Origin of the sequence: Thiothrix unzii, from assembly GCF_017901175.1 — a bacterium.
Classification (GTDB): domain Bacteria; phylum Pseudomonadota; class Gammaproteobacteria; order Thiotrichales; family Thiotrichaceae; genus Thiothrix; species Thiothrix unzii.
The window spans coordinates 586,618-610,278 of record NZ_CP072793.1; the positions used below are offsets into that span (position 1 = coordinate 586,618).

At 47.3% G+C, this 23,661-nt stretch carries 29 protein-coding genes; 13 read left to right on the forward strand and 16 right to left on the reverse strand.

Features of this window, described 5'->3' with window-relative positions; genetic code table 11:
- The first annotated feature begins 48 nt into the window (after positions 1-48).
- From gspE to J9260_RS03195, 9 genes are all read left to right on the forward strand, one after another.
- Entirely contained in the window at positions 49-1,773 is a 1,725-nt protein-coding gene (gspE, locus tag J9260_RS03155; RefSeq protein WP_210219606.1) for a type II secretion system ATPase GspE, read from the forward strand.
- Entirely contained in the window at positions 1,760-2,992 is a 1,233-nt protein-coding gene (locus J9260_RS03160; protein WP_210219607.1) for a type II secretion system F family protein, read from the forward strand. Before gspE ends, J9260_RS03160 begins: the two co-directional genes overlap by 14 nt.
- Positions 2,993-3,055: 63 nt before the next feature.
- Positions 3,056-3,505, forward strand: a complete 450-nt coding sequence (gene gspG, locus J9260_RS03165) for a type II secretion system major pseudopilin GspG (RefSeq protein WP_210219608.1) — start codon at positions 3,056-3,058, stop codon at positions 3,503-3,505.
- The gene (locus tag J9260_RS03170) at positions 3,477-3,926 is read left to right on the forward strand and encodes a GspH/FimT family pseudopilin (protein ID WP_246499608.1); all 450 of its coding nucleotides are present in this window, start codon (positions 3,477-3,479) and stop codon (positions 3,924-3,926) included. Before gspG ends, J9260_RS03170 begins: the two co-directional genes overlap by 29 nt.
- Positions 3,910-4,311: a type II secretion system minor pseudopilin GspI gene (gspI, locus tag J9260_RS03175; RefSeq protein WP_210219610.1), complete on the forward strand. Its 402-nt coding sequence runs from the start codon at positions 3,910-3,912 to the stop codon at positions 4,309-4,311. Before J9260_RS03170 ends, gspI begins: the two co-directional genes overlap by 17 nt.
- Entirely contained in the window at positions 4,308-4,925 is a 618-nt protein-coding gene (locus tag J9260_RS03180; RefSeq protein ID WP_210219611.1) for a prepilin-type N-terminal cleavage/methylation domain-containing protein, read from the forward strand. The genes gspI and J9260_RS03180 overlap by 4 nt, the downstream gene beginning before the upstream one ends.
- A complete protein-coding gene (locus tag J9260_RS03185; RefSeq protein WP_210219612.1) occupies positions 4,915-5,814 on the forward strand; it encodes a type II secretion system minor pseudopilin in 900 nt (299 codons plus the stop codon). The genes J9260_RS03180 and J9260_RS03185 overlap by 11 nt, the downstream gene beginning before the upstream one ends.
- Before the next feature lie 131 nt (positions 5,815-5,945).
- Positions 5,946-6,170: a DUF2798 domain-containing protein gene (locus J9260_RS03190; protein ID WP_210219613.1), complete on the forward strand. Its 225-nt coding sequence runs from the start codon at positions 5,946-5,948 to the stop codon at positions 6,168-6,170.
- 61 nt (positions 6,171-6,231) lie between these two features.
- Positions 6,232-6,837, forward strand: coding sequence for an FMN-binding negative transcriptional regulator (locus J9260_RS03195; RefSeq protein WP_210219614.1), 606 nt, complete (start codon positions 6,232-6,234; stop codon positions 6,835-6,837).
- A gap of 56 nt (positions 6,838-6,893) precedes the next feature.
- On the opposite strand, the gene J9260_RS03200 is transcribed toward J9260_RS03195, so the two are convergent.
- The gene (locus tag J9260_RS03200; RefSeq protein WP_210219615.1) at positions 6,894-7,493 is read right to left on the reverse strand and encodes a glutathione S-transferase family protein; all 600 of its coding nucleotides are present in this window, start codon (positions 7,491-7,493) and stop codon (positions 6,894-6,896) included.
- A 366-nt stretch (positions 7,494-7,859) separates the two neighbouring features.
- Between J9260_RS03200 and J9260_RS03205 the strand changes: the two genes are divergently transcribed.
- Both J9260_RS03205 and J9260_RS03210 read left to right on the forward strand, forming a co-directional pair.
- Positions 7,860-8,012 carry a hypothetical protein gene (locus tag J9260_RS03205; protein WP_210219616.1) on the forward strand — a complete coding sequence of 51 codons (153 nt, stop codon included), beginning with the start codon at positions 7,860-7,862 and terminating at the stop codon, positions 8,010-8,012.
- A 9-nt stretch (positions 8,013-8,021) separates the two neighbouring features.
- Positions 8,022-8,459 carry a YqaA family protein gene (locus J9260_RS03210; RefSeq protein ID WP_425520100.1) on the forward strand — a complete coding sequence of 146 codons (438 nt, stop codon included), beginning with the start codon at positions 8,022-8,024 and terminating at the stop codon, positions 8,457-8,459.
- Positions 8,460-8,572: 113 nt separating this feature from the next.
- Here J9260_RS03210 and J9260_RS03215 read toward each other — a convergent pair whose 3' ends face one another.
- From J9260_RS03215 to J9260_RS03285, 15 genes are all read right to left on the reverse strand, one after another.
- Positions 8,573-8,749 carry a hypothetical protein gene (locus tag J9260_RS03215; RefSeq protein WP_210219617.1) on the reverse strand — a complete coding sequence of 59 codons (177 nt, stop codon included), beginning with the start codon at positions 8,747-8,749 and terminating at the stop codon, positions 8,573-8,575.
- Between the two features lie 2 nt (positions 8,750-8,751).
- Complete coding sequence (locus tag J9260_RS03220) at positions 8,752-9,225, reverse strand: type II toxin-antitoxin system VapC family toxin (RefSeq protein WP_210219618.1); 474 nt, start codon at positions 9,223-9,225, stop codon at positions 8,752-8,754.
- Between the two features lie 176 nt (positions 9,226-9,401).
- A complete protein-coding gene (locus J9260_RS03225; RefSeq protein WP_210219619.1) occupies positions 9,402-9,971 on the reverse strand; it encodes a hypothetical protein in 570 nt (189 codons plus the stop codon).
- Complete coding sequence (locus J9260_RS03230; RefSeq protein WP_210219620.1) at positions 9,958-10,242, reverse strand: hypothetical protein; 285 nt, start codon at positions 10,240-10,242, stop codon at positions 9,958-9,960. Before J9260_RS03230 ends, J9260_RS03225 begins: the two co-directional genes overlap by 14 nt.
- Before the next feature lie 19 nt (positions 10,243-10,261).
- Entirely contained in the window at positions 10,262-10,411 is a 150-nt protein-coding gene (locus J9260_RS03235) for a hypothetical protein (RefSeq protein ID WP_210219621.1), read from the reverse strand.
- Between the two features lie 210 nt (positions 10,412-10,621).
- Positions 10,622-12,019 carry a pre-toxin TG domain-containing protein gene (locus tag J9260_RS18840; protein ID WP_343231192.1) on the reverse strand — a complete coding sequence of 466 codons (1,398 nt, stop codon included), beginning with the start codon at positions 12,017-12,019 and terminating at the stop codon, positions 10,622-10,624.
- On the reverse strand, positions 11,991-12,215 hold the full coding sequence (locus J9260_RS03245; protein ID WP_210219623.1) for a hypothetical protein: 225 nt from the start codon (positions 12,213-12,215) through the stop codon (positions 11,991-11,993). The genes J9260_RS18840 and J9260_RS03245 overlap by 29 nt, the downstream gene beginning before the upstream one ends.
- Positions 12,212-13,369 (reverse strand): hypothetical protein, encoded by a 1,158-nt coding sequence (locus J9260_RS03250; protein WP_210219624.1) that lies wholly within the window; start codon positions 13,367-13,369, stop codon positions 12,212-12,214. Before J9260_RS03250 ends, J9260_RS03245 begins: the two co-directional genes overlap by 4 nt.
- The gene (locus J9260_RS03255; RefSeq protein ID WP_210219625.1) at positions 13,350-14,432 is read right to left on the reverse strand and encodes a hypothetical protein; all 1,083 of its coding nucleotides are present in this window, start codon (positions 14,430-14,432) and stop codon (positions 13,350-13,352) included. Before J9260_RS03255 ends, J9260_RS03250 begins: the two co-directional genes overlap by 20 nt.
- A gap of 134 nt (positions 14,433-14,566) precedes the next feature.
- Positions 14,567-15,877 (reverse strand): ATP-binding protein, encoded by a 1,311-nt coding sequence (locus J9260_RS03260; protein ID WP_210219626.1) that lies wholly within the window; start codon positions 15,875-15,877, stop codon positions 14,567-14,569.
- On the reverse strand, positions 15,877-16,530 hold the full coding sequence (locus J9260_RS03265) for a response regulator (RefSeq protein WP_210219627.1): 654 nt from the start codon (positions 16,528-16,530) through the stop codon (positions 15,877-15,879). The genes J9260_RS03260 and J9260_RS03265 overlap by 1 nt, the downstream gene beginning before the upstream one ends.
- Positions 16,531-16,643: 113 nt before the next feature.
- Positions 16,644-17,552: a hydrogen peroxide-inducible genes activator gene (locus J9260_RS03270; protein WP_210219628.1), complete on the reverse strand. Its 909-nt coding sequence runs from the start codon at positions 17,550-17,552 to the stop codon at positions 16,644-16,646.
- Positions 17,553-17,621: 69 nt separating this feature from the next.
- Positions 17,622-19,466 carry a 3-hydroxyacyl-CoA dehydrogenase NAD-binding domain-containing protein gene (locus J9260_RS03275; RefSeq protein ID WP_210219629.1) on the reverse strand — a complete coding sequence of 615 codons (1,845 nt, stop codon included), beginning with the start codon at positions 19,464-19,466 and terminating at the stop codon, positions 17,622-17,624.
- Positions 19,467-19,468: 2 nt separating this feature from the next.
- Positions 19,469-19,813 (reverse strand): Grx4 family monothiol glutaredoxin, encoded by a 345-nt coding sequence (gene grxD, locus J9260_RS03280; protein WP_210219630.1) that lies wholly within the window; start codon positions 19,811-19,813, stop codon positions 19,469-19,471.
- Positions 19,814-19,907: 94 nt separating this feature from the next.
- Positions 19,908-20,177 (reverse strand): EF-hand domain-containing protein, encoded by a 270-nt coding sequence (locus J9260_RS03285; protein WP_210219631.1) that lies wholly within the window; start codon positions 20,175-20,177, stop codon positions 19,908-19,910.
- Between the two features lie 177 nt (positions 20,178-20,354).
- Here J9260_RS03285 and murJ point away from each other — a divergent pair, with 177 nt between their 5' ends.
- Both murJ and J9260_RS03295 read left to right on the forward strand, forming a co-directional pair.
- Complete coding sequence (gene murJ / locus J9260_RS03290) at positions 20,355-21,911, forward strand: murein biosynthesis integral membrane protein MurJ (RefSeq protein WP_210219632.1); 1,557 nt, start codon at positions 20,355-20,357, stop codon at positions 21,909-21,911.
- Positions 21,912-22,002: 91 nt separating this feature from the next.
- Positions 22,003-23,649 (forward strand): YdgA family protein, encoded by a 1,647-nt coding sequence (locus J9260_RS03295; RefSeq protein ID WP_210219633.1) that lies wholly within the window; start codon positions 22,003-22,005, stop codon positions 23,647-23,649.
- Positions 23,650-23,661 lie beyond the last annotated feature (12 nt).

The window sequence follows — 23,661 nt, forward strand, 5'->3', positions numbered from 1 at the left end:
TGATCCCTAGAATTAGCGATTAACAATAATAATAAAAGTAGAAAAACCATGCAGGTTGCACCTTCCCATGCTCCCTCTGTCCTGTTTGGCGAACGTTTGGTCAAACAAGGCAAGCTAAAATCCGCAGACCTTGAACGTGCGTTACGTGCGCAGGCCGAAATACGTCAGCCGTTGGGCAGTGTTTTGGTGCGTTTAGGAATGCTAACTGAACAAGAAGTCGCTTTTGTGCTGTCGCGCCACTTGGGTGTGCGGATGGCGGTGACTCGTGATTACCCCACGATTGCTTTAGATAATCCCGGTATTTCAATTAATTACATGCGTAATGCGGAAGTCGTGCCAGTGCACGCGGAAGAAGATCGCATTGTGGTAGCAATGTCGAACCCGCAGGATGAGTTTTGCCGCCAAGCTTTATTCATGGCGAGCGGTAAGCAAATTGAGCCGCTGTTGGGTTTGCCGAGTGAGATTCGTGCCAATATTGAACGCTTGTACGGCGCGGATGCTGATAAAGCCAAAGGTAACGACGACGAGTTTGAAATTACCGGCGGTCACGAAAACCTTGACGACATCGAACATCTGAAAGACATGGCGAGTGAAGCTCCGGTTATCCGCACGGTTAACCAGATTATGACCAACGCTATGACCCAACGCGCTTCCGACATTCACATTGAGCCGTTTGAAACCCACTTGAAAGTGCGTTACCGCATTGATGGAGTGATCCATGAGGTGGAATCTCCCCCTGCGCAATTAACTGCTGCTATTATTTCGCGGATTAAATTAATGGCACGGCTGAACATTGCCGAGCGGCGTTTACCGCAAGACGGACGCATTCAGATGCGGGCGCACGGTAAAGAAATCGACATGCGGGTGTCGACCGTGCCGACGATGCACGGGGAGAGTGTGGTGATGCGTTTGCTCGATAAAAACAGCGTTAAGCTGGATCTGAAGACCTTGGGATTTTCTGACGATAACTTCCAACGTCTGCAAAAAGAATTGGATGCGCCGCACGGGGTAGTGTTAGTGACCGGGCCAACAGGTTCGGGGAAAACCACGACGTTGTATGCGGCCTTGACCCAATTGAATACCCCGGAAAACAAAATTCTGACGGTGGAAGACCCGGTGGAATACGAGTTAGAGGGGATTAACCAAATTCAGGCGAATCCGAAAATCGGTTTGAATTTCGCCGATGCTTTGCGTTCGATTGTGCGCCAAGACCCGGACATTATTATGATCGGGGAAATGCGTGACGTGGAAACCGCACGTATCGCGATTCAATCCGCCTTAACCGGGCACTTGGTGTTGTCAACCTTGCACACCAATGATGCTGCCAGCGGGATTACGCGCTTACTCGATATGGGTTTGGAAGATTACTTATTGACCTCTACGGTGAATGGCATTTTGGCGCAGCGGTTAGTGCGGCGGTTATGCCCGCAATGCCGCGAATCACACAGCGTGCTACCGGAAATTGAGCATGAGTTGGGTTTGCGCAAATACCAGCCGGATGGGGAGTTGCGCTTGTGGCACGCCAAAGGTTGCAATGCGTGTGGCAATACCGGCTACAAAGGTCGGAGTGCGATTCACGAGTTTTTGGTGATGGATGACCCGTTACGCCGCTTGATTTTGAAACATGAAGATGCCGGAGTACTCCAAGAACAAGCGCGTAAAGCCGGAATGCGCACTATGTACGAAGACGGTTTAATGAAAGCCCTCAAAGGTGTGACAACCTTGGAAGAAGTGTTGCGCGTGGCGGAGGATACCCCGAATGCCAGCGTATAGTTTTAAGGCGATTACCCCGGCGGGTGTGAGCAAAACCGGTACGCTGGAAGCCGCGAATGAAGCCTTCGTGGTGGAAAGTTTGCACGCGCAAGGTTTGATTCCGCTGAAAATTCAGTCGCTTAAAGCCAGTGATGGCGCATCGACAACCACGACGGCGAAACCCGCGCGTGGTTTATTTGCCAGTAAAAGCGTCAAGCAAGAAGACATTATGGCATTGACCCAACAAATGTCGTCGATGTTACGGGCGGGTTTACCGCTGGATCGGGCTTTGGGGATTTTGCTGGAAATCAGCGATAAACCACCGGTACTGAGTTTGGTGCAAGGCATTCAAAATCAGGTGCGCAGCGGTAAACGCTTTGCGGACGCGCTGGAGGAAAGCGGTAAATTTAATCGTTTTTACATCAATATGGTGCGTGCCGGGGAGGCAGGTGGCTCGATTGATGAAGCATTGGCGCGTTTGGTGGAATACATGGCGCGTGCTAAAGAGTTACGCGGTACAGTCATTTCAGCGTTGATTTATCCGGCGATTTTAGCTTTTGTGGCGGTGGTGTCGATTTTTGCGTTGCTGACTTTCGTAGTGCCGCAATTTGCGCAAATGTTTTCCGATATGGGCGGCGAATTACCAACGATTACCAAAGTGGTGATGGGAGCAGCCGATGCCTTGCGGCATTATTGGTGGGCAGTGTTGGGTGGTATGTTATTACTGTTGCTCACAGTGCAATACATTTTCACCAATGAAAAAGCACGCATAGGCTTGGATCGCAGCTTATTACGCTGGCCGCTGGTCGGAAATTTAATTGGCAAAATTGAAACCGCACGGTTTTCCCGTAGCTTGGGAACCTTACTGCATAACGGTGTGCCGCTGTTGGGTGCGCTGAAAATCGCAAAAAATACCGTGAGTAACCGGGTCATGGCTGCCGCAGTGGAAGAATCTGCTGACAGCCTTAAGCAAGGCGAAAGCCTGACTCGGACATTATTGAGCAAAGGCGTATTTCCCCCTTACGCCTTGCACATGTTGCGCGTCGGTGAAGAAACCGGGCGTATGGAAGAGCTGCTGCGTGAAGTGGCAGACATTTACGATGATGAGGTCAAAACTTCTGTGAAACAGATGTTAGCACTACTGGAACCGGTGCTGATTCTGATCATGGCGGTTGCCATTTTGGTGATTATTGGCTCGGTGTTATTACCGATGATCAATATGGCTGATTTGGTGAAATGACCGTTTACCCCAAGTGTCAATAATTAAAATACAGCAAATAATAGCAACAATAAGGAGCTAAAAATGCAACGCAAACCCCAAAAGCACCGTGTTACCCACTTATCACGCGGTTTCAGTTTGATCGAATTGATGATCGTGCTGGTTATCCTCGGCTTGATTGCCGGGATCGTCGGGCCGCAAGCGATGAAATACCTTGGCAAGGGCAAAACCCAGTCGTCCAAGGTGCAAATTGAAAATATTAGTGCCGCGCTGGATATGTACCGTCTGGAAGTAGGCAGTTACCCCACGACGGCGGATGGTTTGAAAGCACTGGTTGCTCAACCGTCAAGCGCACGTGGCTGGAATGGCCCTTACCTGAAAAAAGGCGATGTGCCGAAAGATGCGTGGAATAACGATTACCAATATAAACGTCCGGGCAGCAATAACCACCCTTATGATTTGATCTCGTTGGGGGCGGATGGCGCGGCTGGCGGTGAAGGCGAAGATGCAGATATTAGTCTCTGGCAGCAATAAAGGCTTTACCTTACTTGAGGTATTGATTGTGCTGGTTATCGGCGGATTACTGATGGGAGTGGTGGCAACATCACTCTCTGAAGGGCCGGTGTTGCGTAAATCCTCCCGCGAAGTGGCGGCGAGTTTACGTCATGCACGAGCTTCCGCCGTGGCACGTCAGCAGCCGGTAGTTTGGAAAATGGACATTGCCAGCAAACGTTTTTGGCTGGATGGCCTTGATAAAGACAGCGAGCGTCAATTGCATCAAACGGTGCAAGCCAAAATCAACACCACCTCGGCAGAGGTGGGTAATACCCAGCAAGCGGGTATTCGCTTTTATCCCGATGGCAGTTCGACGGGTGGCTCCGTCGATCTGACTTACAATCAACAGACCTACAAGGTCAATGTCGAATGGGTAACAGGGCGTGTCAGTATCCAGTAAGCAATCCGGTTTTTCTCTGCTCGAAGTGCTGGTCGCCTTTGTGGTGATGGGCTTGGTGGTGGGCGTATTGCTGCAACTGTTTGGCTCGTCGATGCGCAGTGTCGCGTTATCGCAGGAATACAGTTTTGCGGTGCAAGTGGCTGAGTCGCGTTTGGCGGCTGTTGGCACAGAAATTCCGGTGGAGCAGGGCAATCTCAGCGGTGAAGAAAGCAGTTCCGGTTATCGCTGGCAAATCGCTATGGAACCGTTGGAACTTGATGACAAGCTCGAAGCGTTACCCCTGACCGCACAAATTTTCCAAGTTGCAGTGACCGTGACTTGGGCAAGCGGCGATAAACCGCGTGAGTTTCACCTTTCGAGCTTACGTTTTGGGAAAAAGTTATGAAACAGCGCGGCTTTACTTTGCTGGAAATGCTGGTGTCGTTTTCGCTGGTGTCATTGCTGTTTTTAGCGTTGTTCGCCGCGTTTAATACGATGGGGCGCGGTTGGGATGCTGCCGATACCCGCATCACCAAAACCGAAGATATGCGTTTAATCAGCGATTTTTTGCGTCGCCAAGTCGGGCAGGCGATGGTGGTGAAAATCAAAGGTGAAAAAGAGGAAAGTGTTTACGCTTTTGACGGCACGGCGACTTCATTGCGCTATGCCGCGCCGTTACAGCCGTTGCAACATCAAGGCGGCGTGTTTTTGGTGAGCTTAAACATTGTGAATGGTAAAGAGGGCAAGGCATTAGAAATGCTATACGCGCCTTATCGCCCAGAGTTGACGTGGGAAGAGTCGTTTAAAGACGCAGAACCTGTACCGATTTTTGAAGGTTTAAAAGAAGCCAGTTTCAGCTATTTCGGCGTGGAAGAGGCAGGTAATGACCCTGAATGGCGCAGTGATTGGGAAGAAAAACCCCAGTACCCGCAGTTGTTGAAATTGCGTTTAGCCGATACGGAACGGGCGTGGCCTGAGCTATTGGTGGCGTTACCGCAGGTGAGTGATTATGGGAAGTAGCGTGGGTCGGCAATCCGGTGTGGCGATGATTGTGGTGCTATGGATGATCATGGTGATGATGACGCTGGCAGCGAGTTTGTTGTACGCCACCCGCACCGAATCCAGCATGGTGGATTACGCACGACGCACCGCCCATGCACGCGCAGTCGCAGATGCGGCGGCACATTACGCGGTGATGCAGCTTTATTTACCGAACCAAGAGCGCGAATTACAACTCGGCGGCACACCGTTTACTTGGCAATACGAAGCGGCAAAAGCGGAAATTCGGGTGGTCGGCGAAAATGGTTTGATCGACATTAACTACGCCAACCGTCAATTGTTGACCTTGATTTTTCAGCACTTGGGGTTGGATGAAACCGCCGCCGCTGCGATGTTGGACGCGCTGGAGGATTTTCGCGATGTCGATGATTTAAAGCGGCTTAATGGCGCGGAAGACGGCGATTACGAACAGGCGGGTTTGCCATTTGGCTCGAAAGACGCGCCGTTTGAACGTATTGAAGAATTGCAGCAGGTGTTGGGTATGACTCCTGCGTTGTACGAGGGTTTAACCCGGTTGCTGACCGTGAGTTCGGGGGCGGGTGGGATTAATCCGATGCTTGCACCGCGCCAAACGCTAATGCTGTTAGCCGAAGGTGATGCGGCAAAAGTGGATGCGTACATTACCCAACGCGACGAAGCGGCAAAAGAAGGGCGTTCGGTATTGCCGGATTTTGGGCAGGCATTTTTCGATAGCAGCCAGCAACCGCTTTACCGGATGCAGATTAAAGTGTTTACCGATGAAACCGCACCACCGTATTTTGAAGAGCGTTCGATTCGGTTAAGTCCGCAGGCTGTGCCGCCGTTTGTTACTTATTTCCGGGTGTTGCAGGCAACGCAGGCGGCGTTTTGACGCGCTTTTAGGTGGTCAGGGGTTGGCGAGTATCGGTGGATGCTTTCATGTTTTTTATCAGAATTGCCCGATTGGTAAAGTGCAAGCGATAATGGTGGCACTACCGCTATTCAGCTTCATGGGATACTTTGATGATCGACAAAAAATATCAGCCAATTGTGTTTGCCTTTTTCATGGCACTGCTCATGTCATGTGTTATGTCATTGGTGATTAGCATCTTTAACGTCGGCATGGTGGATGGCATTTTGCGTATTTGGCTAAAGGCTTGGGGATTTGCCTTTTCAGTCGCCTTTCCTATTGTTCTTCTGGTTAGCCCGATTGTGCGAAAATTGGTTGGGTTGGTCATTAGGCAATGACTAAACCTAGGAACGTGCCTGAATCAAGATCCCGTTGTGCGGGAGTCATATTGGAATTCTGATGTACATCCCAAAACACTTTGCCGAACACGACCAAGCCGAAATCCTACGCTTCATCGCCGCCAATGCATTTGGTACGCTGGTTACGGTTGATGCAGGCGTTCCCTTCGCCAGCCACATTCCGTTTTTGTTGGAGCAGGGCGACACACTCACGTTGTCTGGTCATCTTGCCAAAGCCAACCCGCAATGGCAGCACTTGGCAGCAAATCCGCAGGTGTTGGCAATCTTCCAAGGCGCACACGCCTACGTTTCACCCACATGGTACGAAGGCGCAGGCGTGCCCACTTGGAATTACACGGCTGTGCATGTCCACGGCAAGGTGCGTGTCATTCACGATACGGCATGGTTGCAAGCGCAGGTGGAACGCCTCAGTCATTACTACGAAGGCGATACCCCCAACGCTTGGATTCCCAGCTACCCCGCCAAAATGCTGGAAGCCATCGTTGGTTTTGAAATCACCATTGAGTCGTTGCAAGCCAAATACAAATTGAGCCAGAACCGCAGTGCTGCGGATCACCATCGTGTCATGCAAGCTTTGGATGCGAATGGCGGCGAAGGTGAACGCGGTGTGGCAGCATTGATGGCAAAGCAATTGGCTGGATATTAGCTTCCAACGCCAACTCCCACGCTTCAAAACCAATACGCATGGTGTATCTCTGGTGTTTAGGCAGGTTGGGTGGCTTGCATCGCTGGGCGTGCGCGGAATAACACATACCAAGCCAGCGTTTGTGGGTAAGCCGCAGCTTGCAACAGGTGTGGCAGGCGGAATTCCAGATAGCCGATGGCAGCACCCAACGCCAGATGTGCCAATGTGAGGTTTGCGCCCAAGGTGTCGAGACGAGTTTCGATATGCTGCAAGGTGCGGGTGATTTCCGTTTCCCAACGTGTCATCGCGGCGGGGGAACGTTCGTGTTCGGGGCGGCTGCGTTCTTCCATTACCCGATTGTAGGCGGCATCCATCAAGCCGTCGGCGAGGGCTTCCCAACGTAATATTTCCCAGTGTTGCCAGCCGGATAATGGGAGTAGGGCGTTTCCACTGAGGCTGTCGAGATAGCGGCAAATCACCGGGCTATCGAACAAGGCTTCACCATTTTCCAGCACTAATGCGGGGACTTTGCCGAGCGGGTTGGCGGCGAAGAGTTCGGGTTGTTCCTGCGCGACGTTGACCGATATAACGTCGATTTGCGTCGCCAGCCCGGTTTCAATCGCGACCATGCGCACTTTGCGGGCGTAGGGGGAGGTGGGGGAGTAGAACAGTTTCATCGTATGTTTATGCTCTCGCTTATTGCCTGAAGGGATTGTAGAAGGATGCTGCCGCGACTGCACCAATCCTGCCCAAACTAAGCCGAAAAAGCACAATATAAGTGCAGCCTAATGAACTCAAGGGTGGGTAGCGTGCAAGCAAAATCCACCAACCCCGCCACCGACCTACAACCTTTTCACTTGGCACACCCTTTGCATAGTTATCACCATGCAGTCAGCGGCGATTGCGTAATCATGAAGTGACTCCTCCTCCTAACCGTGCGATGTAGTGCGGGTATTTGGGTAAAGCTGCCCTGACGACTGTTGGTTCCTCCTCCCCAACAGTTCGTCAGGGCTTTTTTTTTGGCTACGAAAAAGGTTTTTACGATGAGTAAGATACACGCAACCGAACGCAGTACCTTCCTCAAGAAAGCGCACGGGCGCAAGGCAACACCTGTGCCTGTGGCAGATGAGGAGGTGCAGCCCGCAAGGGGTAATATCGTTGAGCTGAAAAAAGTGCCCGCCAAAGAAGCGGCATAATCCGTCTGTTTGGCAGATAATGCCGCGATGGATTATCTGCTGCTGTTCACGTCGGCGTTACTCGCCGCTACCTTGATTCCCGCGCAATCGGAAGCCGTGCTCGTTGGGTTATTGCTCAACGGGCAGAGTGCGCTTTGGCTGTTGATTGCAGTCGCCACGTTGGGCAATACGCTGGGGTCGGTCATTAACTGGTGGCTGGGGCGTTATCTGGAACACTTTCAGGATAAACGCTGGTTTCCGGTGAAAGCGGCAAGCTTGGCGCGGGCGCAACAGTGGTTTCAGCGTTATGGGTGGGGGGTGTTGTTGTTGAGTTGGTTGCCGATCATCGGTGATCCGCTGACGGTGGTGGCGGGAGTGATGCGGATGCGCTTGCTGCCGTTTGTGCTGGTGGTGGCAGTGGCGAAGGGCGGGCGATATGGGGTGTTGGCGTGGGTGGTGATGGGGTAGGTGTCAACGGTTAGCTGAAAAGGCTAATGCCTTGCCATTATCGCCAGCCAAAACGTAATAGACGGTGGCGAGGTGGCGTTTGATTTCTTTTGGGGTCATGGTGTTCCTGTTGATTAAGCGCACTTCTTGATGACAGCAGGCTTGCGTGGTGGAAAAGATACCCGCTTCCGCGTTGATCTCTCTTGCCTTGCTTTAATATCGTTAAAGATGGCATCTAAGTCATGTTTAAATTGTGCTGCATATTGGTTACGCAATTCGCGTGTTTCTTTAATAATAGGGTCTTGCCACATAATTAACCCTCCATGAGTTCTTGTGGGGTGCAGATAATAGGTGGTTCATAGCCATGAAAACGGCAAACAGCTTCTACTTTTGGGCGCATCACGGCATTGGCGATATGTGTGCAATTCCACGTTAATAAGTAGTCCATTGCGTTCACCGTTGCTACTGCGATGTGATAAGCATCAATTTCAGCTTTTTCAGGTAACGAGCCTTCTTTAATTAAAGCGCGAGCAAGTTCTCTGGCTTCGACGGGAATATCAAGCGCATCAATGCCTTCAAGTGCAGCAAGGCGACGGGCAGCCGCTTCGGGATGACCTTGGGACGATTCGGCAATGACAAATTCTGAGATATAAAGCTCAAAATAGGGTCTACGGTTCTCCCACCACTCGATTGTTGTGTTCTGGTTCGCCATTGCCCGAATGTCGTTGCTTGGTCTGGCAGTGAGATAGCTGGGAATGGACGTTTCGATGTAGACTCTGGGCTTCATGCTTGCTTCCGGCGATGCGTGATGCCCCAGTGTATCACAAATTCTGGATGTGGCGGCATGGGCTAAAATCAAAGAGTGCAAATTCGATTGATTTCACTGAATCCGCTTTAGGCTTTGCAGTCGATCAATCGACTCGGATTCTTTTGATATGCTCTGCTTTGTACGGAAAGGCTTTATTAGGGATCTTCATGCCACATAAAAGTGGACAGGATTAGGTTAAAACCATCAGCCACTAAAGGTAAATCTTCCGTGGCAGTTTGACTGGATACAAAAGCAATATGCGTTTTTGAGTCAAAACTGTAAAATTCACTAATATGCGGGACATTTATACCTGCAATATTAGCCGCATATTCGTTTTTGAATGCATTAACTTCGTGATTATTGATGGTGCGTTTTATTTTTGAAGTGCTGCCATTTGATAGTGAACCTAATCCCCAAAAGAACTTTTCATTGGATCTTTCGCTTGTTAGTGATTCTATGTATTCCTGTAGAGATGGTGCTGTTTCTTTTTCATAAGTATTAATAATCATGATGGCAGAGCCGGGAGACTCAACAAATAGATACCTTGCGCTATTTTCTCCATTATCCTCAGTTACTTTCCAATTACTTGGCATTGAAAATGAAATGTCATTTTTTTGGTATTTAGTGGTTTTCTGCAAATCAGCGGATTTTTCATCCGTTGATAAGTTACAGGCATATAAGCTCAGTGAGAAAATGACTAAAAGGAAAAGTTTAATTATTTTCATGTTGATTTTTTCTGCGGTCAATAATGGATGTGGCTGATTTCTTTAGCCATTCATCAGAATTTTTTTCTGTTAATAACCACTCTGCAAGCTCAACTGCTTTTGGATTATTCTTGCTGCTGAGTTCATACAGTGCTGATGTGGCGCATGATTGCTCATTATCATAGTCCAAAACGAGTTCAATCAAAATGTCTTCTGGTAATTCTTCCCAGTTTGGCTCAATTTCTGGATAGCAGAATTGAATTGCTCGTTTTTTATCTAATGTTAAGTTCATGTTGTGTGATCTAGCCCCCTTAAACCCGACAAACCACTGCGGGAAAAAGTGAGGGATGCAGCATGATTTTTGCGACAACTACCTTGAAAAACACCGCGTGGTAGGCGTCGTAATCGGACTTGCTGAGGTCTACCCATGCGCAGCGGTAAGGTTGGTGGGTGGTGGTCATGGGATGTCCTGTTTTGTTGGCTATCTGCGTATTCTAGGTTAAAGGCGTTAAAGATAGCAGCTTTGTTTTTTCTTAGGACATCCTACCAATATACCCATCGCAAATGAGCTTTCAGTTTCTTCATTTTTTATGAGTATTTTTTTATCAATTACGTATGAATTTTTGAGAAACCGAATTTTGAATTGCCATGGGTATACGCTGGCGCAACAATCATTGTTGGTTTAATTCGGGATAAAAGGTTTCTAGTTCACCTTTTTTTATCCGCACTACATAATTAATTTTATTTGAGTTTTTTAAATATACTTCCTTTATTTCTATTGGTAAATCAGGTGTGCTTTTGGAGCGGGCTATCGCGCTTATTCCTGTTTCGGATTCAAGAGCCTGCTTGAGTGCGTTTACGTAATCTTCTATGCTAAAATTGTCAGGCCATAATGTTTTTACGCCTTTGAATCCATCTACTGAATTATATGATTTTGCATTAAAGGCAGTTCGTGGTAATTGAAGTGCAATCACCCCATTGTTATATGTTTTTTGTAAAATATCAGCACCTGTTTGAATTGTAGGGTTTGTGAAATTTAATACCTCTATTATATTGTAATTATGACCAATGCCTTTATTTAAATTTAAGAATTGATCCAGCCCCGCCTTGGTATGTAATCCACCTGTTATGATATATTTTCCCGTGTCAGTTGTGTGTTTGAAATTGCCGAAAACTATATGCCTAAATGTAATGGGGCTTACTATTCCGTTGGTTAATTTGCGAATGTTTAATGCTATAGCTATGAAGCTCTTGTCACCATTACTTAATTTTTTTATTGCATTTAATATTGTTTTGGTTTTACTTAATGTCCCTGCACTTGCAACACCAAGTGTTGCGAAAACTCGATCTGAAGCATCTAGGTCTTTTCCGGTAACTAGCGATTTCCCTAAAGATGCTTCATAAACATCTTTAGCCCATCCGATGCCAGGTGTCATGCCTAAAGCTAAATCGGCTAGTGCTTTGCTGATCTCTATATAAATGGCTGCTTCATCTGTATTACCCTCTAATAAAGCTTCGTCGGCTAGTTTTAGTGCATTCTCAGCAAGAGTAATTAGCTCTGCTTTATTTATATATTTGCCATCACCATATTTTTCCGCTATTTCAATGTAGTGGGATGTTTTGTAAAGCTCTTCGCCAAATTGACTTTCTTTTGGGGTCTTAAACTTTTTTTTAAGAGATGCCGCGACTTCATTAATGTCGCCAATTGATGACAGTAATAAGTTTTTTACGTCGGTATTATGTTTTTTTGCTACTTCATTGATTATTTGAATTAATTGATCTCCCTCTTGGGTGAGTTTTTTGTTTTTATCTTTTATTCGTGAACTTAAGTTTTCTTGGTTTTTGTCGAATGTTGTTTTAGCTTGGTTGAGGGAGTCAAATCGTTCAAAGTATGTCTTTTTTTCTTTTGTTCTATATGCATTATGTAAATCGTTTTGTTTCTCTTTTTTTTGAAAAGTTGAATCAGGGCGTTCTAAGCGAGAATTATTTACAGCACGTTCAGCTGATTCTTTAGTAATGTGTTTTTCTTGTATGACTGCGTTACCTTGCGGGGGGGGTGTCTTTGATATTTCTGGTAATCTCCATTTCTATATGATGGACCTCAACGTAACTCTCTTTGTAAGCGTCAAATTCACGAGGCTCTTTTTTTGGGCCTAAGTTTACATCACCATTAGAGTTTATGGTGAATAATGGAGCTAACGCGGAGCCATCAGCTAAAACAGATTGACTGAATAATGAAAGTAAAATTATTATCAAATTTTTCATAATTCTTCTATTTCCTCGCAAATTTTGACCTGCTTCCAATAAAGCATATCATATTTATCAAATGATATTTGGTTTTCATTTTCTTCACTTAGTTGTATATATTGCTTAATGAGGTTTCCACATTCTTTCGAGTAAGCATCAATGTGTTGTAGTCGGCTTTCAGTGATAAAACGTTGCCGATTAATAAAGCCGTTGTATCCTAAGTTTTTGATATAATCAATGTTTTTTATTATTATAAATTTGTATGCATAGATATCTTTCAGAATGGTGTTTTTCACATTTTCAGGTAAGTTATTTAGTGACTTTAGTTGCTCTTCAAAGTTGTCAAGTGTACCAATATATAAGTTTAGCCCTCTTAATGCTGAATTAAATTGAAGGTATTGTGTGACTGTTCCATGTGCAATGTTAGGGGTGTTATGTTCAATCCACCATTTATTTATGTTTTTGAATAAAATAGAAGCCATTTCAATATCGCTCAGAATATTTGAAAATTTACTTAAGTTTTTCCCTGTTTCTTTATTGTAGTGGTCTATTATTGAAAATCTTCTGTTTTTTATTATAATGGACAGGGAGTCTTTTCTTTTTTTTGCAGCTTCAGAAATATATTGTTTTGTTGTAGATGTTTGTTTTTGGAGGCTTGTTATGATTTTTTGTGTCTCATTGAGTTCATTGTTGAAATAATGGTTGCAGTTTTTTTTTCCATGTTCTATTTCATTTCCAACTTCTTGCAGTCCCCCTTCAATATCAGAAAGTCCAGATAAAAAACGATCTTCAATAATAAACAAATTATTTTGTTGTTCCATTTCATCGGGGTATGATCTATCAATGTTTTCTAATTCAAGACCAACTGCAGTATCGTCTTTAAAATCGGGGAAAGGTTTTGCTTTTATGATGCCTACTTTCTTTAGATACTCAGTGTGTAAGTTATTTATATAATGAAAGTTTTTTTTAATATTTAAGTTGCTTTCATCATTGGTGAACCATGTTTCCATAATAATGTCTAGTCGGTCATATGCATCTTCTACGGAAACTATACAGCCAAGTTGCTTTTGTAATTCCGTTTCGGATATCTCATTTGCAGAAATAATGGCGGGGAATAATAGTGAAAAAACGCTTGTCAACAGCAGCGTTGTATTATTTGATGAAGGTTTCATATTTTGCCAATTCTTTTTGAAAAATGGAGAGTGTATCTTTTATATTTTGGTCTTTTCTGGATGCAATATCTGTAGTAAGGTTATTGGCATCGATTTGCTTTACTTGCAACCATTTTTTTGCATACATATAACTTTTAACACTATTGCATACTCTATCGCGACTTTCTTGTTGGCATTGGTAGGCATCAATGCCAATATCTAAATGTTGGGTGCAATCAATTTCATCAGTATATTCTTCGCCGAAAGCCATCATGTATAAAGATTTTAATTCTTGTACTTTATCTTTAAATAAAGGTGATGCATTCCATGTTTTTATTGTGCAGGATAATCCAAATTTATTATTAATAAAAGCATAGAAGTTTCCTTCGTGAGTTAACATGGATTCAGCAAAGAAACTTACCAAACCAAGATTGGTATCAATATAGGATTTTATTTCATGTGGTTCCAAATAGTAAGTGCAAGTATTGTAGCTTTCAACCCCAAACTCTGGTTTTCTGCAAGCTTTGTAAGTTTCCGGACCATGCTTTTCATTGCGACAGGCTTTGTAATTTTCAATACCATTAAAGCTTCCACGACAAGCCTTCAAGTTTTCATTTCTAGTGCATTGATAACTTTCATAAATGAGCATTTCATACTCATGCACATGAGCATCCATCCCCCGCGATCCCCCTAAAAATCTCTGACACTCTCCTGTTGTCTTAGTGTGCTTTGTCATCCTATAACCTTCTCTGCAAGTTGACTCTGCATCAGCACTATCGCGACAACTTCCACTATCAGTATTATAATATTGGTCATAAGCTATCGAGCCGGGACAGTTTATGTGTGGTTTTAATCGGTATGCCTCTATACCACAGTTTGCAGTTCGTTGAGATTTCCAAGATTCAACCCCACAATTCTGATGTCTTTTTAGATTGTAATTTTTCACACCACAAAAAATCTTGTCTCCACTTTTTCGTGTTAGTGGCGAGAAAGATTGATTTTCATCTGCTTGGGCGCAAGGTATGACGCATATGAAAAATAAGGCAAAAAATATTGTCAATGCCGATCTGCGTAACCAATGCATAAGCTTCTTCTCTTTTAATAAACGAGTCAGTTAGTCCTAATTCATCGTGAGTCATTCTAGGCTAATGAGCAATGAACCACTATAAGTAGTCTTACCTACGAGGTTTATTATATGATGTTGTGACTCTTTATGCATTACGTAGCTATAATGATGCTGAAATTGCTATTTACATTAGATCTTGCAGTCATCAATAATGAAAAATTATTTAATGAGCACTCCCGCCACACAAACTGTAACCCCAACCCATGCCCGCTAACCTTAGAACTCGTTGCCACCTGCTGCCGTATATCCTCGACCTGCTGTGCCGTCATGCCCACGCCGTTGTCATACACCGACAGCACTAGCTTTTCGCCCTCAACCGCCGCACTGATACGGATAATCCCGCCCGGTTGCTCACCAAACTTTTCCTGCACTGCTTCATAGGCGTTTTTGGCGAGATCATGCAAAATGAGATAGGTCGAACCCGTGCGTTCTTCAAATCGGTAGTCAGCGGCATTAGGTGGAAAATCAAATTCCAGCCGTGCGTGGCAGTGGGTCACGCCATTGCACAACAATAACCGCAAATCATCCTGCAATTCCGCCAGCGATAACAGGCGTTTGGTGGCGTGTTGGCTACCCAGATCGTCAAGCACCAATGCCGAGACTTTCGCCATGTAACTCAGCGCACGTTCCAGCCGTTGCAGATCCTTCTCGGCGGTATCGTTGGTTTGCCGTTCACGGATGCGTTCAGCACTTAATCGCGCTACCCCAATTAGCGTGTTCAGTTCGTGGTTGATAGCGCGGGTGGAATGCCCAATAGCGGCTTCACGTTGCAAGGTTTCCGCTTCGCGTTCAACCCGTTCGCGTTGCCCGCGTTCAGTGAATACGGCTGCCATTTCTTGTGCGACATAGCGTTCCAGCTTCCACAGAATGAATACCAACCCCAGATAACAGGACACAAGGTAAAGCTCTGTTCCCCAATCCGTCGGGAAAACCCAAAATACCAAGGCACAAAAACCTGCAAAAGCTGCTGCGATGGTCACCAATTTGTTGCGTGGTTTATGCACATCCACCATTGCCGCGAAGGTCAGCAGCAGCCAGATCGTAGTGGCAGCGGCTTGCTGTACACCTAAACTCCAGAGGATGAAAACGTCAAACGGGAAATTGATGCACCAGCGTAACGTATCAAAGGTGTCGGAACGGATACGCATCTCACCCCAACGGGTTGGAATCGATTGTAGTAAAGACAGTGCAATATTCAATAAAGTCAAAACGATAGCCGCGACCAACCCCTGCCATAGCATTTTGCTATCGTTGTTCCAATGACCCGCCACTAGAAAAACAGCGGCAAATGCCAAAACAGGGACAACGACGCGGGTAAACAGCAGTTTGTAACGCTCTTCTAGCCGTTGCTGTACTTCATCAGCTAGGAAATCTGGGGTATTTGTATGAGTGGATTTTGGCATTAAGCAATTCCCAAACCGATGGCTGTTCGCACGGCATCGGTGCGGTTACGTGCATTCAACGCCCGTAACACCGCGCTGACGTGTAACCGTATCGTGCCTTCCGCACAGTCCAATTGGCGGGCAATCGACTTGTTGGGTAAACCCGCCATCAGTAAACGGCAAACTGCCAGTTGGCGCGGGGTCATGCCAAATTCATCGACCGTAGAGCCTACGTTGGTTGGATTTGGCTGCGTTACAGTGGGTTCAGGTGTCGGTTGCATTCCTAAAATACAGGGTGATATGTAGTGTTCCCCTTGCAATATCAGGCGTAAAGCATTCCTTAATTCCCGTCCGCCCGTTGCTTTCGAGATGTAGCCGTTTGCGCCCTGTGCTAGTGCGGTATGTGCTAATGCAGTATCACCACTGCCAGATAAGATGGCAATTTTTGCATCGGGTGCTTGACTGCGAATCAGCGGCAAGCCCGCAATGCCATCTGTTCCCGGCAGGGAAATATCCAATAAAATCAATTTAAATCCCGAATACTCCGCTAATACTAATGCGGCTTCCTGTACGGTGGCAGCCTCCAAAACACAAGCATCGGGGTAACTTTCCTCCGTCTGTTGTTTGATGATTTCACGAAATAAGGGGTGGTCGTCGACAATCAGTATTCGCATACACATGGTGGGGTTCTCCTCGCTATGCCATTTATCCATACTATAAACGAAGAGTATAGAATATTCGTCTAAATTACGATCTTACTCAAATCATGAAGCATGGATTGCAGGCGTTACTGGCTACTAACGCCTTCCCACACGCTGCGAATAAACTTACCTAGCTGCACAAATTCAGCTTCGCGGGCACTACCGCGCCGCCATGCCAAACCGATTTCGCGGTAGTTAGCATCAGGTAACGGCCACAGTTTGACGTTGGTTCCGGTGAGGAGAGTGGAATCCTTCACCATTTCCGGCAAATACGAAATGCCCAAATCGGAGTCCACCATTTGTACCAGCGTTAGCAAGCTGCTGGCAGTAAAGCGGCTGACTTTATCCATGTCTTGCAGGTGGCAGGCGGAGAGCGCGTGGTCACGCAGGCAATGCCCGTCTTCGAGTAACAGAATACTTTCCGGGTTCAGTTCGTCAAAAATGTAACGGCGCGGGCGGGTATGTTGGGTGTCTTCGCGGCACGCCAGTAAAAAACGATCCTGAAACAGCGAATGCACTTCCACATTGCGTAAGGCGTAAGGCAGGGCAATGATGATCAAATCCAGTTCGCCATTCATCAATTTTTCGTGAACACGCTGGGTAATATCTTCGGTCAAAAACAGGCGTAATTGCTGAAATTTTTGGCGTAGTGGTGGCAATACCTTCGGCAGTAAAAACGGTGCAATCGTGGGAATAATACCAACCCGCAATTCACCCGTTAGCGGCAATTGATTGCTGCGAGCCAGTTCCACCAGATTTTCCATATCACGTAAACAGCGGCGGGCTTCGCTGGCGATTTGCCGACCAATGTGGGTGACAGTGACATTTTTATTGGTGCGATCAACCAATTGGACTTCTAGGGTGGTTTCCAACTCGCGGATGGCAGTGCTGAACGCAGACTGGGAAACGAAACACGCCTCGGCAGCTTTGCCAAAGTGTTCGGTGCTTTCTAAGGCGACGAAATAACGCAGTTGTTTAACGGTTGGCAGGTTCATTTCAACCTCGAAGCTATCGGTTTTGAGACTTACCGTTTAGATAATATTCTATTTTTTGCATGTACGTAATTAAACTTGCGGATCGTGCAGGATACTGCCCCGAAATGCCGGAAAGCCTGCGCCAAAAATCATCGCTGCATCCAATAAATCGGCATCTTCGACTATTTTTTGTGCGAGACATTCACGGGCTTCTTGTCGCAAGGGGGCGAGTAATTTGCTTTGTAATAACGCGAGATTGCCGTTCCACGTAGCGCGTTCGGTTTGCAAGATTTTGCCATTGCGGTAGCGGTAAAAACCTTCGCCACTTTTTTTACCTAACTTACCGGCTTTGACTTTGTGGTAAAGGGTTAGCGGCACATCCAGTTGACTCTTTCTTGCCAGCGTATCGCCAATGTGTTGGCACACGTCTAAACCGATGGTGTCAGCGAATTCTAACGGCCCCAATTGCATTCCGAAATCCCGTGCTGCTTGGTCAATAATGGCGGCTGGAATGCCTTGCTGTTGTAGGCGAATGCCTTCCAGCAAATAGGGCATGAGCAAGCGTGTCACCAAAAAACCGGGGGAACTTTGCAGCGGTAACGGCAGTTTATCGAGGCGACGTGCGAACGCCAGTACCCGCAACAGTAAGCTATGGTCGTAAGCGTGTGCATCGTAGGCAATTTCCACCAGAGGCATGTTGAACAACGGGCTACAAAAATGCAGTCCGAGTAACCGCTGCGGTTCACGCAAGCCGCTGGCAATGTCTTCGATGGGAATGCTGGCAGTATTGCTTAACAGCAGTGCATCAGGTTTTGCCTGACGTTCCAGGGCGATAAACAGTTGTTGTTTAGCTGCCCGATTTTCGCTAATGGCTTCGATAATGACATCGGCGGTGGCAATGTTTGCATCGTGCGTGTCAGCGGTATGGTCTTGCACACTGACCTGTAAGCCGCGTTGTGTACACCATGCGGCAATATCCTTGCCCATCGTGCCTGCACCGACGATATGCACGCGCTGTGCGCTACAGTTTGCTGGATTACCTAAGGCTTTTAAGCGATTTTGCAGGAAGAAAACCCGTACCAACTGTTGTGCGGTGGGGCTAGTGACCAGCGCGGCAACCGAAGCAGCTTCGGCGGCGAACATGGCGTTGCGGTTGCCCCCGTGTGTTTCCCACAGTTGTAGCAGCGCGTAAGGTGCGGGGTAGTGTGCTTCCGGGGTGTGTTGGGCAAGATCGTGGCGCAGTTTTAAGCCAATGAGTTGGCGTGCCGGAGCAAATACATTGAGTATTCGCAGATACCAAGGTGGTCGCCGGTAGCGTGGTGCTTTGAGCAAGGTGTGTAACGCAGTGTCACGTAGTTGCTCAGGGTCAACACAAGCATCGACTAAACCTATTGCGCGGGCTTGCGCTGCGCTGATTAATTCCCCACTGAGCATGAGTTTCATGGCTTTGAAAATGCCCAAGGTAGCAATACTGCGCACACTGCCACCGAAACCGGGGTGAATGCCCAGTTTGACTTCGGGCAAGCCTAGGCGGGTGGCGGGGCGATTACTGACTACCCGGTATTTCAATGCCAGTGCTAATTCCAAGCCGCCGCCGACGCAAAAACCGTCAATCAAAGCCAGCGTGGGAAATGGTAAATCGGCGAATAGCTGGCAAACACGCTGCCCTTGCGTACTAAAAGCGAGAGCGGGGGCACTGGTATTAAATTCGCTGAAACGTTTGAGGTCGATGCCTGCAATAAAGCCGCTGGGTTTACCAGAGCTGAGAATCAGGCCGCGCGGTCGTTGGGCGCGTGCAACATTAGCGACGTGTTGCAGTTCGTCAAGTACGTCGCTGGTGAGTAAATTGCTGACCTCCCCTTGCACTTCCAGCGTGACCCACAGCACTTGATGGCTGTCGGTCGCGAGGTGCAAGTGGCGGTAGCTGGTGGGCATGTTTATGCCGCGTCACCTTCAGGGGCGGCGTTGCTTTGCATTGCGGCTTTAACCATTTGCTGCAATTCGCCCTTTTGATACATTTCGAGGGTAATATCGCAGCCACCGATCAATTCGCCGTTAATGTATACTTGTGGGAATGTTGGCCAGTTAGCGTACTGTGGCAGGTCTTGGAAAATTTCCGGGTCTGCTAAGACGTTAACGTAGGCGAATTCTTCCCCACAAGCCATCAATGCTTGCGAAGCACGGCTGGAAAAACCGCACTGAGGCATTTTGGGCGTGCCTTTCATGAAAATAACCACGGGGTTGCTTTTAACAGCTTGATCAATACGTTCCAGTGCGCTCATGTGTATTCCTTAGTTCCAACAGTAGGTGAATGGATTACATTCTACCTGTCTGGGGAAATAAATAAACGCCAGATTCCATACGGATACTGTTTGTTTAGTGCGAGGCGCGTGATTTCATGGCGAGGTATTCTTGGCGGTCAATAAAACCATCGAGATTTTTATCCACATTGTCGAAAATACGGCGTGGGTGAATGCGCCCGGAGACCGGACGACGGGCAGCGTATTCGTGCCATGCGATTTTGCCGTCAGCATTGCTGTCGAGTTGTGCGAAATCGTTGACGCTGGTGGAGTCGGCATAGCTGTTGTTGGTGGTAAGTAAACTGCCCAGTAATGCGGCAGTCGCGCCGATGCGAATACGGTGCATGAGAATCCCCTGTTTTGTGGTTGTTGCTATTCGTCAGGTTTATCAACGCATTGTTTACATGAATGTTGACAGTGTATCAGGAAAAAATTCACATAATCTGAATGATCTTTGCACGTGATTGATGCAGAATCATCGCCTGTTTTCGTGCTAACCCAACAATAGGATAAATACAACAAGATGAGCCGTCTTTTGCGTTCCGGTGCTGTGATCAGTGCCATGACCATGATTTCCCGTGTGTTGGGATTGTTGCGCGATATGATTGTGGCGCGTTATTTCCCGGTAGACGGGGCAACCGATGCGTTTTTCGTCGCGTTTAAAATTCCTAATTTGTTGCGTCGCTTGTTTGCGGAAGGCGCGTTTTCGTTGGCCTTTGTGCCGGTGTTGTCGGAGTACAAGGAAAAGCGTGACCGTGAGAGTTTGCGTGATCTGATTGACCACGTGTCGGGTGCGCTGGGTGCGGTATTGCTGGTGATTACGGTGCTGGGGATTATTGCTGCGCCGGTATTAATTTGGGTATTTGCGCCCGGTTTTGATAGTAAGCCGAATGCCCGTCCCGACTTGGCGGCGGAGATGCTGCGGATTACGTTCCCGTACATTTTGTTCATTTCGTTGACGGCGTTTGTCAGCGGCATTTTGAATACTTTCCATAAATTTGCGATTCCGGCCTTTACCCCAACGTTGTTGAATGTGGTGATGATCGCGGCGGCAATCTGGGGTGCGCCATACTTCGATGAGCCTGTACTGGCGTTGGCGTGGGGGGTGTTTTTTGCGGGAATTGCGCAATTGGTGTTTCAATTACCAACCTTGGCGCGTTTGGGCTTAGTGCCGCGTTTTCGGTTTAAGCGAGTGCATGAGGGTGTTGGCCGGATTTTGCGGTTGATGATTCCGGCGTTGTTTGGGTCATCGGTGGCGCAGATTAATTTGCTGATTAATACCGTGATTGCGTCGTTTTTGGCGGTGGGCAGTATTTCGTGGCTGTATTATTCGGATCGTTTTGTGGAATTACCACTGGCGATTTTCGGGGTGGCGTTAGGCACGGTGATTTTACCGAAATTGTCTAGCGACCATGCGAAAGCGGATGCGGGCGAGTTTCGGCACACGATGGATTGGGCGTTACGCTTGGCGGTGTTGATTTCATTACCCGCGACCTTGGGTTTGATGTTGTTAGCTGAGCCAATTTTAGCTACGGTAATGATGTACGGTAAATTCGGTTGGCAGGACGTGGAAATGTCGGCGTTGAGTTTAATGACTTATGCGTTTGGATTAACCGCTTTTATTTTGGTGAAGGTATTAGCACCGGGGTTTTATTCGCGCCAAGATACCAAAACGCCGGTACGTATTGGTATTTATTCGATGTTTGCCAATATGGGGTTGAACGTATTGATTGTGTTGCCTTGGCATTTAAGCGGCACACCCGGAGCGCACGCGGGTCTGGCGTTGGCAACGGCATTGGCGGCGTATTTAAACGCAGGTATGTTGTTTATGACCTTGCGCCAGCAGCAAATTTTTGACCCTGATCGTGGCTGGAGTGGCTATTTATTGAGAATTGCTGCGGCCTGTTTGGTGATGGGCGGCTTGTTATTTGCAGCGATGCCAGCGGATGGCTGGTGGCAGAACGCGGTTGTGTGGCAACGAGTCACATGGTTAGTCGGTTTAATCGTGCTGGCGTTGGTAAGCTATTTTGCTACGTTACGTCTGCTAGGTATGCCGTTAAAGCAGATGTTAGGACGTTAAAGGCTTTACATTTGCTAAGATTAGGCGGTGTGATCCGCTATATTTTTACAAAAACAGATTATTTGATACGAAACAATCAGGAGTTTCTCCAATGAAAAAAATCGCAACACTGTTGTCTATCCCGGTGGCTTTGGTCGTCGCTTGGGGCGGTACAAGCTGGTTTGTGGGTCAGCAGACCGAAACAACAGTTCGCCAATTTATTGATCAACAAAATCAACAGGCCGCAGGGCGTGGTGTGGTGCAAGAGTTGGTCAGTTATGAAAAATCGTTACTGGGTGGCAAGGCTATTACCAAATTAAAGTTTGATATGCCGCCGTTTAACGAAGCCATTGGTGAAGTCCAATTTATTAATGATATTCAAAATGGCCCGATCTTTTTAGGCGGTGGCAGCGCGGTGCAGTTTGGTTCATCGCGCATCCATACGCAGGTCGATATGGAAGCTTTGGATGCTGAAAAACGTCAGGCACTGAATACTTTATTTACGGGTAAAGCTCCACTGGATGGTCATACCGTGATTGGTTTCGGGGGCGACACCAGCTTTAATTTCACGGTGAATCCGCTGAAATTTGCTGAAGAAGGCACGAATGTGAGCTTGGATGGCGTGCAGTTTTCAGGCGATTACGGCGCGGATATGGCGGGTGACGTTGATGTGCACATGGGCAAATTTGAGTTGAAAGATGCCACCACGCATATGCAGATTCCTAGCATGGATGTGACCGGAACCATGACAGGTATGGTGGCAGGGCAGGTGTTGGGCAGTTTTGATATGCAGGCTCCGCAGGTGTCGATCCTTGCGGAAGGCACAACTGAGCCGGTTTTGTTTGATCTGGCGGTGAAAACCAACAGCGATGTGCAAAACAATGAAGCCTTAGGCTCGATGAATTTCAGCGTGAACAATATCAAAGGTGTTAAAGATACAGTCACTAAGGTGAACTACCAGTTGGAGTTTGCGGGGCTGAATGTTGACGGTTTGAAGGAAGTTAGCCAGTTGCAAGCTGAGATGCAAAATACGCTGAGCCAAACTGACTGGAATGCTGAAGCAATGGAAACCCCAGAAGGTCAGAAAAAGCAGCAAGAGCTGATGGAGAAAGTCAGTAAAAACAGTGAGCAAATGATTGGCTTAGTGTTTAGCAAAGTGCTGAAAACGGGCAAAAGCCGTTTGCATAATGTCCTCACCGCTGAAAGTCCTAAGGGTAAGCTGAACGCTGATGTCGATTTGACCTATACCGGTCAAGGTGCGCCTAGCATGACGGATTTAGTCGCTTTCGGGCCAAACGATTGGGCGAAAATGATGCAAGGTAAAGTGCTGTTAGATGCTGATAAAGCGATGTTACCTGAAGGTACAGAGATGCTGCTGATGCCGCTTTCACAACAGGGCTTGCTGAAAATTGAAGGCGAAAAAGTGAAAAGCGATGTGACGCTGGCAGGTGAAAACGTGACCTTAAACGGGCAGCAAATGACCTTTGCCGATTTCCTGCATTTGCTTGCACCGGATGCGGGCGCGGGTGCGGCGGGCATGGGTGCTACACCGGATGCAGATGGTTCAGCGGCTGATTTGGGTATTCCGGCTGATTTGATGGAACGTATCCAGAAAGAAGGTATGACTCCTGAAGTGATGCAGGCACTGGAAGAAAGTGACGATGTACCACCAGAAGCGTTGGAAATGTTCAAGCAGTTACAGCAAATGGAACAAAGCATGAAAGCGGCTGAAGAGCCTGCTGCTGACGCTAAGAAATAAGCGTGTTAGTTA